Raw genomic sequence first — 13,331 nt, 5'->3', positions numbered from 1 at the left:
CGTGGTGGAAAGCAACGCCCTCGCCCGGCGGGATGTGTACACGTGGGGCCTCGTCACCGCGCTCGGCGTGATCGCCGGGTACGGTGCCGTCCTGCTGGCCAACGTGCGGCATTTCTACACCGACGACACCGAATCGCAGTACGCGCCGTTGTGGGTGATGCTCGGAAATCGACTGCGCAACGGGCAATTCCCGTCGATGGTCCCCGAGCACTGGATGGCGGGCAACTACACCATCGAGGAAGCGGGCCTGCTGAACCCGCCGCAGCTGCTGATCGATCTGATCGCGCCCTCGGTGGACAACGTCGCGCTCTACGCCACCGTGGTGAAGCTGATCTTCGCGGTCGTCCTCGGGCTCGGCGTGTACCGGATCTGCTTGGAATACGGGTCCAAGGCGCCGTGGGCCGCGGTCGCGGGCATCTCGATTCCGTTCACCGGCTGGCTGCTGTTCTTCGACGAGGCCAGTTGGTACACCGCGTTCGTCGGCACCGCGTGGCTGGCGCACGCGTGGGCCTCCGGAGTGCGGTATGCGCGGGGACGCAGTGGACCGATTCCGACGGTCGTGTTCCTGTACCTGGCCATCTCCGTGCAATACATCTTTCCCGCGGTCGAAGCCGGGTTGATGATCGGCGCGGTGGCGGTCGGTGAGGTTGTCTACCAACGCAAATGGGCGCCGTCGCTGCGGCTGCTCGCCGCGGCCGCGTGCGCTGCGGCCGCCGGGCTGGCCACCTATCTGCCGAGCATGCTGTCGGCGAAGGTGACCTGGCGCGGCACCGCGCAGATCAACAACGATCAGTTCCTGACCGTGCCGTGGTCGGAGTCGCTCAACGCCAGCCTGCCGAGCACGTTGCCCGCGTACAACTCGTGGTGGGGGTACGTGCAGCCGATGCCGGTGGTGTACATCGCCTGGTTCCTGATCCCGGCGCTGGCGTTCATCGACTGGCGCAAGGCGCGGGAAAGCTGGCGGGAATTCACTGCGATCGCGTTGTTCGCGATCATGGCGTTGATGTGGACCGCGGGGCCCGGCGCGATCGGGCCGCTGCGCTGGCCTGCCCGCGTGCTGCCGATGGTGGCGCTCGGGCTGCTGGTGTTGGTGTGTGTGCTGCTCGGCCGGTTCGCCACCTTCGACGGATGGCGGCGGCGCGGCATCGCGGCGGGCGTGCTGATCGGGCTGCTGTTCGTGCGGTCGTTCTCTGCGGCTCCGCGCGAGCTGGGCTGGCATGTGGTCGCGGCGCTCGCGGTGGCCGCGCTCGGGGCCGCGGTGGTGTGGCTCGGGCGGACCAGGGGGACGGTCGCGGCCTGCGTGCTCACGCTCGTCGCTGTTTTCCCGATCGCCTACGTCCAGGTGCATGCCGCGCAGCCGACCCCGATGGGCTGGAACCTGCCGACCAACCGCTCCGAGATGAAGGCGGCCTTCCCCGACTTCCCAGGCACCACACTGCAACTCGCTGATCGAGGACGGATTCCGCACGACGAGAGGAACTTGCGCGGCGCGTACGGCTCGCTCGTTTTCGGCAACTACGCCAAGGACCTCGAGCTGACCTACGTCAGCGGTTACACGCCAAACGGTCACTTCTGGTTCGGCGAGACGCTGTGCATGCTGTGGGACACCAGCGTGTGCCCGGACGCGTACCGCAGGGCGTTCGCGGTCGAACCGTCCACCGGCCGGACCATCGTCGACCTGATGAAGGTCGACCGGGTCGTGCTGCACCGCGCGCTGTACCCCGATGCACGCGAGCAGCCCGCACCCGACGGCTGGAAGTGGGTCGACTACCCGGGACACGAGCAGTACATCTCGGTGCTCGAACGCGTCGACGGACTCGCCTCGACCCGCAACGGGCGGGTCGCCGACGTGGCGGGCGGCACCGCGACCTCGGTCAGCGAATCCGACCTGACCAGCCGGGTGCGCGTCACCTCGGAAACCGGCGGACCCGTCGTCTTCGCCCGCCTCGGCTGGCCCGGCTACCACGCGACCCTCGACGGCCGCGAAATCCCCACCCGCCTGATCGCGAAAACCTTCCTCGCAGTAGACATCCCGGCAGGCACAAAGGACGGCGACCTGCAAGTGAGCTGGCGCCCACCCGGCTGGCAACTCGGCGTCGCCGCCGCCCTCCTCGGCCTCCTCGGCGCCGGCGTCCTCCAGTGGGCCTACATCCGAAGTCGCCGCCGCGATGCCGAAAACCCCAACCCCACCGAAACAACCGAACCCCCAACCCCCCAACCCGACCTGGTGGACTCGACCCGCTGACGTGGGATGTGTTGCGCGGGGTCGGGTGCTCGATCGGCGGCCTCGCGCGAGGGCGTCGAGTGTGGGCTTATCGGTGCGCCCGGCGTTGCGCTGGACGGTGAGGGCGATAGAGTGCCTGGCGCGACTGGAGGTGGGCGCCTAGTGGATTACGACGATGACCGCGGCAAGGTGTCCGCGGGTGGCGATGAGGCGGTAGTGGTGCGTGCCATGCGGGCGTCGGGTGACTCGAACGGGTCGAGTCCGAGCGCGGAGGGCGCAGCCCGGCAGACGCCGGACGGCCCAGGTCGGCTCGCCGTGACCGGCGATGCGATGAGCGGCGGAGTCGGTGCGCTCGGCGCGGTCGAGCCCGCCAAAGCCGGACCGCTGTTGCGTCTCGTGCGTCGGCAGGAGGTCGCGTTCGCGGGGGTCGGCGCCTTCAACACCGCGATGGGCATCGGCATGACCGTGGTCTGGTTGGCGGTGCTCGGCGACAACGTGCCGCCGTCGGTCGCGGTGGCCGCCGCCTACGCGGTCAGCATCGTTGTCGCGTTCGTGCTGCACCGGACCCTGGTGTTCCGGGTGCGCGGCCATCTGATCCGGGACTTCCTGCGGTTCGTCGCCGTCAATTCCGGTGGGCTGCTGCTGAATATGCTGCTGCTCGAGCTGGCCGTCTCGGTCTGGCACTTCCCCGACAAGCCCGCGGCGGTCGTGGTGATGGGCCTGGTCGCCGTCGCCAGCTACTTCGGCCACCGCCACATCTCGTTCCGGCGGCGACCGGCGGTCGAAGCGGACGACGCCGTCGGGTAGGTTTTCGGTCATGCCGGAGCACACCACCTTGGACGCCACGCTGTTGAGCCTGCTGGCCTGCCCCCAGGACAAGGGCCCGCTGCTGCTGGTCCGCGCCACCGAGGGCACCGTCCTCTACAACCCGCGCCTGCGCCGCGCATACCCCATCGACAACGGCATCCCCGTCCTGCTCATCGATGAGGCCCGCGACGTCACCGACGCCGAACACGCCGACTTCATCGAGCAGCCCGTCGAAAACTGAGCGCCTCCGCCGTTGATCCAGCGTCGAACGGGCGGCGGGTGGTGGTCAGGTCCGCCGGGACTTGCGAGCCGGGGCGGGTTTGGTTGGGGGAGGACCTATTTCGCCGGTCAGGTAGCGCTGAATGGTGGGGGCTACGGCGGTGACGATGTCATCGATGGGTGTCGAGGCGATCGGTTCCAATTCGATGAGCTTCCTGCTCATCAGGACGCCCATCATTTGAGTGGCGACGAGCGAGACCCGGAAACGGCCGTCGTCCTCGGGGGTGGCGATGCGCAGGCGAACCCGTTCGAGGACGACCTCGAGAATGAAGGTGCGCGCCAAGGCGACATCCGCGCCCGAAATGATGCTGCGGACCATCGCGACGATGCCGGGGCCCGCGGGGGAGTCCCACACGGTGAGGACGGTCCGGAGGATGTGCTCACCGAGCTGATCCAACGGCGCCTCGTTGACAGGGACCAGCGCGACCTCCGGATCCACCGGCAGCTGGACCACCGCGCCGAACAATTTCTGTTTGTTCCCGAAGTAGTGATGGACCAGCGCCGGGTCCACGCCCGCGTCGCCGGCGATCGCGCGGATGGACGTTTTGTCGAATCCGCCCTCCGAGAACCGAATCCGCGCCGCCTGCAGAATCGCCTCGCGCGCACCGGACTGCCCCGGCCTGCGTCCGGTGCGTCCGGTGCGGTCCTCGGCGCCATTGGCTTCCGTCACTGAGTGCGCCGCCGTAGTGTCGCGGCGCCGAGGCACAAGGCAACGACAGTGAATCCGGCGACCACCGCCAAGTCGAGCCACATCCTGCCGGTCGCATGCGGATGCACCGAAACTTCTTGCAGCGCATCGACCGCATAGCTCAGCGGCATCACGTTGCTGATCCCTTCCAGCCAGCCGGGTAGTTGCCCACGCGGAACGAGCAAGCCGCACAGGAAGATCTGCGGCGCCACCACCACCGGCATGAACTGAACCGCCTGAAATTCGGTGCGCGCGAACGCGCTCGCCAGCAGACCCAAAGCCACACCACACACGGCATCGACCATAGCGATCAACACCACCCATCCGGGACTCCCCGCCGCATCGAGACCGAGCAGGCCGAACGATACGAGGAACGCTACCGCCGCCTGCGCGGCCGCGGCCACCGAGAACGCGGTTCCATAGCCGCCCAGCAGATCGAGCTTTGCCAGCGGCGTGGTGAGCAGCCGCTCCAAGGTGCCCGAGGTGCGTTCGCGCTGCATCGCGATCGCGGTGATCAGGAACATCACGATGAACGGCAGGATGCCGAGCATGGTGATGCCGACCCGATCGAACAGCGAGACCGGGTTGAGCGGGTTCGTCGGCGTGTCCTGATAGATGAAGTACAGCAACGTCATCAGCAGCGCGGGCACCACAACGATCATCGCGACGGTGCGACGGTCGTTGCGGAGCTGGCGCAGAATGCGCGAGGTCGTGGCGAGGTACGGGCGCAGCGTCGGAGTCCGGCGGGGCGCGAGCTCGAGAGTGGTGGTCATGTTTCCTGCCTGGTGTTCGATGATGTCGCTACGTGTGCTGGTCGGCGGGCAATCATGCCGCCTGCCCCTTGGTGATCAGCGCGAGGAAGGCATGCTCGAGGTTCTGTTCGCCTGTCTCGGTGCGCAATTCGTCCGGACTCAACTGGGCGAGCAGACGGCCGTCGCGCATCAGCAGCAGCCGGTCGCAGTGCTCGGCCTCGTCCATCACGTGACTGGACACCACCAAAGTGGTTCCCGCTGCCGCCAACTCACGGAACTTCTGCCAGAGGTCGACGCGCAGCACCGGATCCAGCCCCACGGTCGGTTCGTCGAGTATCAGCAACTCGGGTTGAGCAACCAGCGCACACGCCAACGAGGCCCGTGTCTTCTGCCCACCCGAGAGCTCGTCTCCGCGCTGAGTCGCGTACTCCATCAAGCCGACCGCGTTGATCGCCTCTTCGGTGGCCGCCCGGTCGCGCCCATAGAGCGCCGCGTAGTACGCCACGTTCTCGTACACGCTGATGTCGTTGTAAATGCTCGGTGCCTGCGTTACGTACCCGATCCGGTGCCGCAACTCCGCCGACCCCGCGGGCCGCCCCAGCGCCGAGACCTCCCCGCCCGCAACAATCTGGGTCCCCACGATGCTGCGCATCAACGTCGTCTTCCCGCACCCCGACGGGCCGAGTAGTCCGGTGATCGATCCCTGCGGAATCGTCAACGACACATCGTGCAGGACCTCGCGGCCGCCACGCCGCACCGTGAGGTGCGCAACCTCCACAGCGTTCCCTGACCTGGCTTGCGACATAGTCGCCTCAATTCATCGAGTGTTGAATTCACTGTGTGATGAATTTAGCTCCAACGGCCTGACTAGGCAAGAGTCGATTGACCGACATCGCGTGTCCGGGTGCGTTGTGGGGCGCGTCGGGGATCAGTGACCGTGGCTGGGCGGGACCCCTGGTGCACCGCCGGGCTCGACGACGACGAATTGGCCCATCATGCCGAGGTCTTCGTGCCAGAGCAGGTGGCAGTGGTACATGTACGGGATATTCGGGTCGGCGGGTCCGTCGAAGCGCATCGCCAATTCGACGGTGGCGTTGGGTGGGAGAAAGACCGTGTCCTTGGGACCGGTGAGTTCGGCGGGCGGGCGGCCGCCGTTCCTGGTCAGGACGCGGAACTGGACGTCATGGATGTGGAAGTTGTGCGGCATGCCGTCGGCGTTGCGCACGATCCAGGTCTCGGCGGTGCCGCGGGTGACCGCGAGGTCGATGCGGTCCATGGACATCGGCTTTCCGTTGATGCCTGCGAGGTTGATGTCGAAGCGGCGTTGCTGCACCGAATCGGAGCCGTCCGGTGTCGACGGAACCGCCAGCGTCGCAGGGAGTTCGGGTGCGGGGCGCAGTGCGGTGGCGGCGCGAAGCTCGAGCACGTCGAAGGTGTCGTCGCCGCCGGCGAAGCGTTGGGTCCAGAAGTCGAGTCCGGCGTCGAGTTTGTTGCTGCGCAGCACTGTTCGCTCACCGGGACGGACGCGCACAACGATCTCGGCGCGCTCGCCAGGCGACAGTGCCAGCCGGTCGAGGGTAAGAGGGCGCTCGATCAGGCCACCGTCGGTGGCGATGAGGGCGAAGCTGCGTTCGTCGGCGAAGCCGAAGTTGTAGCTGCGGGCCGTCGAGGCGTTGAGCAATCGCAGCCGGACCAGCTCGTCGCCGACGGTGCGGTATGGCGTCAGCGTCCCGTTGACCATGGTCTGATCGCCGAGGAAGCCGACGTCGCGGAACATCGCGTGCGCCGAATCCAGTTCGGCGCCACGGAACTTCACGTCCTGGACGATCACTGGGAGGTCATCGACGCCGTAATTGCTGGGTAGCGGCAGTGATTCGGACACCTCGTCGTCGAGCACGAACATCCCGGCGAGGCCGCGCCGCACATGCCGCTCGGTCACGCCGTGCGGATGCGGGTGGTACCAGAGCGTGGCGGCGGGCTGATCCACCGTCCATTGCGGGGTCCAGGTGGCACCGGCCTGCACCATTTGGTGCGGCCCACCATCCATCGCGGCGGGCACATGCATGCCGTGCCAGTGCACCGTCGATGCCTCCGGCAGCTGATTGCGCACCGTGACCGCCACCCGCTCGCCGCGGCGAGCTCGCAGCGTCGGCCCGAGGTAGTCGCCGTTGAATCCCCACGTCTCGGTGAGCTGTCCGGCTCGGAATTCCTTTCTCCCCGAACGCATGTCGAGCTCGAACTCCCTGGTCCCGTCCGGCCGCAGTCGCGATGGCGCCAGCGGCGGAATGGCGAGTTCGTTGCTGAATTCCGCACTGCCGACCGTGGATACGGCCGCATTCACGTACACCAAGGTGACGCCACCACCGATTGCCAGCGCGAGCACCGCCACCGCAGCCATGAGGATCAAGAGAAACCGCCACAACCTACGCGGCCGGGAAACCGAGTTCATCGCCCGACGGTAGAAACCAGGCCCACCTCGACACATCAGGGAGCGTCCGTATTTCGCCCCTGGTCCGACCCTTGGATTTCCGGCCGCCGCGCCAGGGTCCATCGAGCCCAATACGACCGCAGTTCCGGAAAGCGGTGGTCAGCGCACGTGACTCAGCTCACATCGACCAAGTGTCACGTCGGAGGCGGGTTGTTTGTCCCATGGTCGTCCCCACCACCGAACAGGAGCACCCGATGAACACCGAACAGCGGATCGTCGTCCTCGGCGCCGGCTACACCGGCATGCTTGCCGCCCTTCGCCTGGCCAGGCGGACCCGCAACCGGAATGTCCGCATCACCCTCGTCAATCCGTCGCCGCGATTCACCGAGCGCCTGCGCATGCATCAGATCGCCGCGGGCCAGGAGCTGGCCGACTACCGCATCCCCGACATTCTGACCGGTACCGGCATCGAATTCGTCCAAGGCTCAGCCACTTCCATCGATCCGGCGGCCAAGCACGTTGTCGTCGACAACACGACGACCCTGCCGTACGACAAGCTGGTGTATGCCCTCGGCAGCAGCACCGACACGAGCATCGTCGCAGGCGCCGCGGACCACGCGTGGACACTGAACGACCCTCGCCTCGCGCACCAGTTCGCCGAGCGACTGAATGTCGTTGCGGCGCAAGGTGGCACCGTGGTGGTCTGCGGCGGCGGCCTGACCGGCATCGAGGCGGCGACCGAAATCGCCGACAGCCACCCGGAATTGCACGTCACCCTGATCAGCGCCGGTGCGCCAGGCGCGATGATGGGGGACAAGGCCCGCGCCTACCTGAACCGCGCGCTGGACCGCCTCGGCATCACCCGTCAGCTCGGCCGGATCAGCAAAGTGCTGCCGGACGCCGTCGAATTGTCCACCGGCGAACTGATTCCCGCAGACCTGACGTTGTGGACCGCAGGCGTCCGCGTCGCACCACTCGCCGCGCAGGCAGGCATCGAGACCGACGCCAACGGACTGATCGTCGTCGACGCGACCCTGCGTTCGGTCTCGCACCCGGACATCCACGCGATCGGCGACGCCGCCGCGGTCCGCTTCGCCTGGGGCCGGCTCCACGGCACCTGCCAGAGCGGCATGCCCACCGCCGCCTACACCGCCGACACCATCGCCAGGCAGCTGCGCGGCAAGCAGTCGAAACCGTTCCGCTTCGGCTACTTCCACCAGCCGGTCAGCCTCGGCCGCGGCGACGCCGTCATCCAATTCACCAAGTCCGACGACACTCCGGGACGCTGGTACCTGACCGGACGTCTCGCGACGTTCTACAAGGAATCGGTGAGCTCGAGCCCGGTCCCGACGTTCCGGATGAGCAGGCGGATCAACGTCCCGGTCAAACTCAGGGCAGGCACTCCTGCCACCGCACGCAGCTAGGCGAGCGTGGCGCCGCGACACCGGGGCCGGCACCTGATCGGCCCTGGCACCCGCCCGCACCCCCGCAACGCCCATTCAGGAGCATGAACGAATGGCCGACCCAACACCTGAGCCCGATCCGTTCCTCGAACACCGTCGGCTGCTTTTCGCCACCGCCTACCGGATGCTCGGCACCGTCACCGACGCCGAGGACATCCTCCAAGACACCTGGTTGAAGTGGAACGACACCGATCAGTCGACGGTGCAGCACCCCAAGTCCTACCTGGTGCGTACCGTCACCAACCTGTCGCTGAATCGACTGACCTCGGCCAGGGCCACCCGCGAGAACTACGTCGGGCCATGGCTGCCCGAACCCCTGCTCACCAGCCCGAACATCGCCGAGGAGACCGAATTGGCCGACACCGTCTCCACCGCGATGCTGGTCGTGCTGGAAACCCTCAGCCCGATCGAGCGCGCAATCTTCCTGCTGCGTGAGGTGTTCGGCTATTCGCATGCCGAGATCGCCGACACCCTGGACCGTCCCGAACCGACCGTCCGCCAGATCGCGCACCGCGCCCGCGCCCACGTGCAATCGCGGCGACCGCGTTTCGACACCGACAAAGCCCACCGCGACCACATCACCGCGCAGTTCATGGCCGCCTGCTCCGGCGGCGACCTCAACGCGCTGATGGACCTGCTCGCCCCCGACGTGACCTCGTGGTCCGACGGCGGCGGCGTGGTCACCGCGGCATTGCGCCCGCTGTACGGCCCCGATCACGTGGCCCGCTGGATCCTCGGTGTCCTCGCCAAACCGAGCGTCGCAGGCGTCGTGCTCGAATCCGCCCACATCAACGGCGAACTCGGCGCGCTGGCGACGATCGACGGAAACCCGATCGCCGCCTTCACCTACGACCTCGTCGACGGCCAGATCCAGAACCTGCGCTTCCAGGTGAACCCGTACAAGCTGAAGGGCCTCTCGCTGGACCCCGACATCCTGGGATGAATCGGATCCGGCCGCGGACGTTCTAGGCTCCTGCCGTGACCAACCAGAACGCAGAACTGTCCGCGGACGGGGGACAGGTGCGGGCTTCGACCCTGGAGCTGTTCTTCGATCTCGTCTTCGTCTTCACCATCACCCAGCTGACCCACGTCTTCACCCATCACCCGAGCTGGCAGGCCTTCGGGCAGGTGGCTCTGCTGTTCGGCGTCATCTGGTGGATGTACAGCGGATACGTGTGGCTCACCAACGAGGTGGCCCCGAACAGTTCGGCGCGGCGCACCTGGCTGCTGATCGGTATGTTCTCGTTCTTCGTGCTCGCGCTGGCCATTCCGGACGCCTTCCACGGCACCGGGATCGCCTTCGGCGTCGGCTATGTCCTGGTGACCGCGGTGCATGCCGCGCTTTTCGTCTCCGGTGGCGGTGAGTCCGCGCGGCGCGCCATAAAACACATCGGGCCGTACAACGCACTCGCCGCCGCGCTGGTGCTCGGCGGCGGATTCGCGCACGGCTGGCTGCAATACGCCTGCTGGGGGCTGGGTTTCGCGGTCCAGGTGATCAGCCCATATCTGGCCGATACCGGCGATTTCGTGGTGCGGGCCAGCCACTTCTGCGAGCGGCACGGCCTGGTCGTGATCGTGGCGATCGGCGAGTCCATCGTCGCGATCGGGGTCGGACTGGCCGGGGTGAAGATCACCCCGCAACTGATCGTCACGGTGTCGCTGGCACTGTGCCTCGCCTACGTGCTGTGGTGGGCGTACTTCGGCTTCGACGACGAGCGCGGCGAGCATGCGCTGGCCGCAACGCCCGCCCGTGAGCGTTCTCGGCCCGCCGTGTTCGCCTACGGTTATGCGTTGTATCCGCTGCTCATCGGCATCATCATGACCTCGGCAGGCATTCAGATGAGCATCGCGCACGGCAACGAATCCATCAGCCTGGCCGCCGCGACCGCGTTGTCCGGCGGTGTTTCGCTGTACTTCGTTGCGCAGTTCTTCTTCCGGGCTGCCCTGAAACTTCCCCGGCCGTGGATGCGGCTGCTCGCCGCGGTGGCCGTCGCCGCGACCATCCCGATCGGCGTGGTGTGGGTGGCCTGGGCGCAATTGGCCGCACTCGTCGCCGTCGGCTACCTCGCGGTCATCGTCGACGATGTGACAACGCTGCGCACGGGACAGCACAGCTCGTACGTGTAGCCCGCGCGACCACAGCGGCTGGTTGATTCGCTGCGTCTGCTGTCTTGGACAATGGCGGCTGTGTGTGCCGATGAGCTAGCCGTCGAACCGCCCGCCGCCGCCCGCCGCGTACTCGGGGCGACGCTGTGGTCAGGAACGGTCGGCGTGCGGATCGTGGAAGTCGAGGCCTACGGTGGCGATCCGGCCGGGCCGTGGCCGGACCCGGCGTCGCACTCCGGGCGCGGCCGGACCAAACGCAACGCGGTGATGTTCGGCCCGGCCGGGGTGCTGTACGTGTACCTCAGCTACGGCATGCACATGTGCATCAACGTGACCAGCGGACCGGACGGGATCGCCAGCGCCGCGCTGATCCGATCCGGTGAGGTGGTCGCCGGATCCGCCGAGGCACGGGCCAGGCGACCGGCCGCGCGCTCGGCCGCCGACTTGGCAAAGGGCCCTGGCAATCTCGGCAGCACGCTGGGAATCACGTTGAGCGACTACGGAACTCCGCTGTTCGACCCGTCAGCGCCGATCCGGCTCGAACTCGGCGACCCCGTTCCGGCGTCCGAGATCGCGAGTGGTCCCCGGGTCGGTGTCAGTCTCGCCGCCGACCTGCCATGGCGATTCTGGCTGCCGTCCTCGCCCGCGGTCTCGACCTACCGGCGCAGTCCACGCGCCCCGCGCGTCGAGGCCTCCTGAAGTTTCTTGGCGATGGCCCGCAGATCGGCGCCCGTTGCGCGGTGTGATGTGCGTGCGATCGTCGCGGTTGTGCGGGCGATGCGCAGGAGATGGTCGTGGTTGTGCGGGCGATGCGCAGGAGATGGTCGTGGTTGTGCGGGCGATGCGCAGGAGATGGTCGCGGTTGTCCGGGCGAGGCACCGGAGATCATCGCCGATGTGTGGACGAGGGCGCAGGGTAGGAACGCCGCCCAAATTCGCTCGACTTGCCTGACATCGGGCGAAGACACTGAGGTGCACTCGAGGCACGACCAACCGTGCGGAAAGATGGGACACCGTGAGCGGCGACATCATCGATGAACTGACCTGGCGCGGACTGATTGCACAGTCCACCGACCTGGATGCCCTGCGCGCGGCGCTGGCCGCCGACCGGTTGACCCTCTATGCGGGATTCGATCCGACCGGACCGAGCCTGCACGCCGGACACCTGGTCCCGCTGTTGGCGCTGAAGCGGTTCCAACGTGCCGGTCATCGGCCGATCGTGCTGGCAGGCGGTGCGACCGGACTCATCGGCGACCCGCGTGACGTCGGCGAGCGGACGATGAACTCGTCCGACACCGTCGCCGATTGGGCGCAGCGGATCCGGTCGCAGCTGGAGCGGTTCGTCGACCTGGACGCATCGCCGACCGGTGCGGTGCTGGTCAACAACATGGACTGGACCGAGCAGCTGTCCGCCGTCGACTTCCTGCGCGATGTCGGCAAGCACTTCTCGGTGAACGTCATGCTGGCCCGCGACACCATCAAGCGCCGCCTCGACGGCGAAGGCATCTCCTACACCGAATTCAGCTACATGCTGCTCCAGGCCAACGACTACCTGCAGTTGCGCCGCAACCACGGCTGCACGCTGCAGGTCGGTGGCTCCGATCAGTGGGGCAACATCATCGCCGGCGTCGAACTGAACCGGCGCGTCGACGGTGCCGCGGTGCACGCGCTCACCGTTCCACTGGTGACCTCCGCCGACGGCAAGAAGTTCGGCAAGTCGACCGGCGGCGGCAGCCTGTGGCTCGATCCGGAGATGACCAGCCCCTACGCCTGGTACCAGTACTTCGTGAATACCGCCGATGCCGATGTGGTGCGGTACCTGCGCTGGTTCACCTTCCTGTCGCGCGAGGAACTGGCCGAGCTCGAATCGGCAACGGCCGAGCGGCCGCACGCGCGGGAGGCGCAGCGTCGTCTCGCGGCGGAGATGACGACGCTGGTGCACGGCGAGGCCAACACCCACGCGGTGCAGCTGGCCAGCCAGGCGCTGTTCGGTCGCGGCGAGCTCGGTGAATTGGATGAGCCGACGCTCGGTGCCGCATTGCGGGAAGCCGCCGTCGCGGAGCTGAAGGCAGGGGAGCCGGACACGATCGTCGACCTGCTCGTCGCGACCGGACTCTGCGAAAGCCGCGGTGCGGCCCGGCGTGCGGTGAACGAAGGGGGTGCTTCGGTGAACAACGAGCGGATCTCGGATGCCGAATGGACCCCCGCCGAGAGCGACTACCTGCACGGACGCTGGCTGGTCCTGCGGCGCGGGAAGAAGAACCTCGCCGGTGTTCTGCGGGCGGGTGCATGAAGATCGCGGTGGCTTGAGTCACATCCATGTGATTCGAGCCGGGTTCCGGAGTTTCCGCGGGTCTCTGACCTGCGGAAACACCGGCGCGGACAGCCGATTTGACGTAGCGTTATCCGCCGCGTAACTTTATCCAAGTCAGAGCGACACGGACACCGACCCGGAGCCGAGAAGCCCAGCGGAAGCGCTGAGTGAGAGGCCAGGGAAACGAGGTAGTACGAGGAGCGCCTGGCGCCAGCATGAACATGGAACGACTGAGCGAGCTTGACTCTGCTTAGGGGTTCGGTTAGGCTGG

12 protein-coding genes are annotated in these 13,331 nt (G+C 67.3%); 8 read left to right on the top strand and 4 right to left on the bottom strand.

The genetic code is table 11. The features are described from left to right. Positions 1-4: 4 nt before the first annotated feature. The 3 genes from NA11_RS33795 (at position 5) to NA11_RS33785 (ending at position 3,272) form a co-directional block, all read left to right on the top strand. Positions 5-2,245, top strand: a complete 2,241-nt coding sequence (locus NA11_RS33795; RefSeq protein ID WP_069166161.1) for a hypothetical protein — start codon at positions 5-7, stop codon at positions 2,243-2,245. A 141-nt stretch (positions 2,246-2,386) separates the two neighbouring features. Then, entirely contained in the window at positions 2,387-3,031 is a 645-nt protein-coding gene (locus tag NA11_RS33790) for a GtrA family protein (RefSeq protein WP_245746383.1), read from the top strand. A 10-nt stretch (positions 3,032-3,041) separates the two neighbouring features. Continuing rightward, positions 3,042-3,272: a Trm112 family protein gene (locus NA11_RS33785; protein WP_069166124.1), complete on the top strand. Its 231-nt coding sequence runs from the start codon at positions 3,042-3,044 to the stop codon at positions 3,270-3,272. A gap of 45 nt (positions 3,273-3,317) precedes the next feature. Here NA11_RS33785 and NA11_RS33780 read toward each other — a convergent pair whose 3' ends face one another. The 4 genes from NA11_RS33780 to NA11_RS33765 all read right to left on the bottom strand — a co-directional run bounded on the left by NA11_RS33780 (position 3,318) and on the right by NA11_RS33765 (position 7,199). Then, positions 3,318-3,980 (bottom strand): TetR/AcrR family transcriptional regulator, encoded by a 663-nt coding sequence (locus NA11_RS33780; protein WP_069166123.1) that lies wholly within the window; start codon positions 3,978-3,980, stop codon positions 3,318-3,320. Continuing rightward, positions 3,977-4,771, bottom strand: a complete 795-nt coding sequence (locus NA11_RS33775) for an ABC transporter permease (protein WP_069166122.1) — start codon at positions 4,769-4,771, stop codon at positions 3,977-3,979. Before NA11_RS33775 ends, NA11_RS33780 begins: the two co-directional genes overlap by 4 nt. A 52-nt stretch (positions 4,772-4,823) precedes the next feature. Next, on the bottom strand, positions 4,824-5,555 hold the full coding sequence (locus NA11_RS33770; protein WP_069166121.1) for an ABC transporter ATP-binding protein: 732 nt from the start codon (positions 5,553-5,555) through the stop codon (positions 4,824-4,826). A 123-nt stretch (positions 5,556-5,678) separates the two neighbouring features. Next, positions 5,679-7,199 (bottom strand): multicopper oxidase family protein, encoded by a 1,521-nt coding sequence (locus NA11_RS33765; RefSeq protein WP_069166120.1) that lies wholly within the window; start codon positions 7,197-7,199, stop codon positions 5,679-5,681. Between the two features lie 233 nt (positions 7,200-7,432). Here NA11_RS33765 and NA11_RS33760 point away from each other — a divergent pair, with 233 nt between their 5' ends. From NA11_RS33760 to tyrS, 5 genes are all read left to right on the top strand, one after another. Continuing rightward, positions 7,433-8,602, top strand: coding sequence for an NAD(P)/FAD-dependent oxidoreductase (locus NA11_RS33760; protein WP_069166159.1), 1,170 nt, complete (start codon positions 7,433-7,435; stop codon positions 8,600-8,602). A gap of 91 nt (positions 8,603-8,693) precedes the next feature. Beyond that, positions 8,694-9,584 (top strand): RNA polymerase sigma-70 factor, encoded by an 891-nt coding sequence (locus tag NA11_RS33755; RefSeq protein WP_069166119.1) that lies wholly within the window; start codon positions 8,694-8,696, stop codon positions 9,582-9,584. Between the two features lie 35 nt (positions 9,585-9,619). Further along, positions 9,620-10,768: a low temperature requirement protein A gene (locus NA11_RS33750; RefSeq protein ID WP_069166118.1), complete on the top strand. Its 1,149-nt coding sequence runs from the start codon at positions 9,620-9,622 to the stop codon at positions 10,766-10,768. 51 nt (positions 10,769-10,819) lie between these two features. Continuing rightward, entirely contained in the window at positions 10,820-11,446 is a 627-nt protein-coding gene (locus tag NA11_RS33745; protein ID WP_069166117.1) for a DNA-3-methyladenine glycosylase, read from the top strand. Positions 11,447-11,761: 315 nt separating this feature from the next. Further along, positions 11,762-13,039 (top strand): tyrosine--tRNA ligase, encoded by a 1,278-nt coding sequence (gene tyrS, locus NA11_RS33740; RefSeq protein WP_069166116.1) that lies wholly within the window; start codon positions 11,762-11,764, stop codon positions 13,037-13,039. Positions 13,040-13,331 lie beyond the last annotated feature (292 nt).

Source organism: Nocardia altamirensis NBRC 108246 (assembly GCF_001612685.1).
GTDB lineage: Bacteria > Actinomycetota > Actinomycetes > Mycobacteriales > Mycobacteriaceae > Nocardia > Nocardia altamirensis.
The sequence above is the reverse complement of the archived record's forward strand: the minus strand, read 5'-3'. Positions and strand labels throughout refer to the sequence as shown.

What these genes read in the sequence shown, in the direction of transcription:
- NA11_RS33760 (WP_069166159.1), top strand. Translation starts at nt 7,433, where the DNA reads ATGAACACCGAACAGCGGATCGTCGTCCTCGGCGCCGGCTACACCGGC.
- NA11_RS33755 (WP_069166119.1), top strand. Translation starts at nt 8,694, where the DNA reads ATGGCCGACCCAACACCTGAGCCCGATCCGTTCCTCGAACACCGTCGG.
- NA11_RS33745 (WP_069166117.1), top strand. Translation starts at nt 10,820, where the DNA reads ATGGCGGCTGTGTGTGCCGATGAGCTAGCCGTCGAACCGCCCGCCGCC.
- NA11_RS33785 (WP_069166124.1), top strand. Translation starts at nt 3,042, where the DNA reads ATGCCGGAGCACACCACCTTGGACGCCACGCTGTTGAGCCTGCTGGCC.
- NA11_RS33775 (WP_069166122.1), bottom strand. Translation starts at nt 4,771, where the DNA reads ATGACCACCACTCTCGAGCTCGCGCCCCGCCGGACTCCGACGCTGCGC.
- NA11_RS33765 (WP_069166120.1), bottom strand. Translation starts at nt 7,199, where the DNA reads ATGAACTCGGTTTCCCGGCCGCGTAGGTTGTGGCGGTTTCTCTTGATC.
- NA11_RS33770 (WP_069166121.1), bottom strand. Translation starts at nt 5,555, where the DNA reads ATGTCGCAAGCCAGGTCAGGGAACGCTGTGGAGGTTGCGCACCTCACG.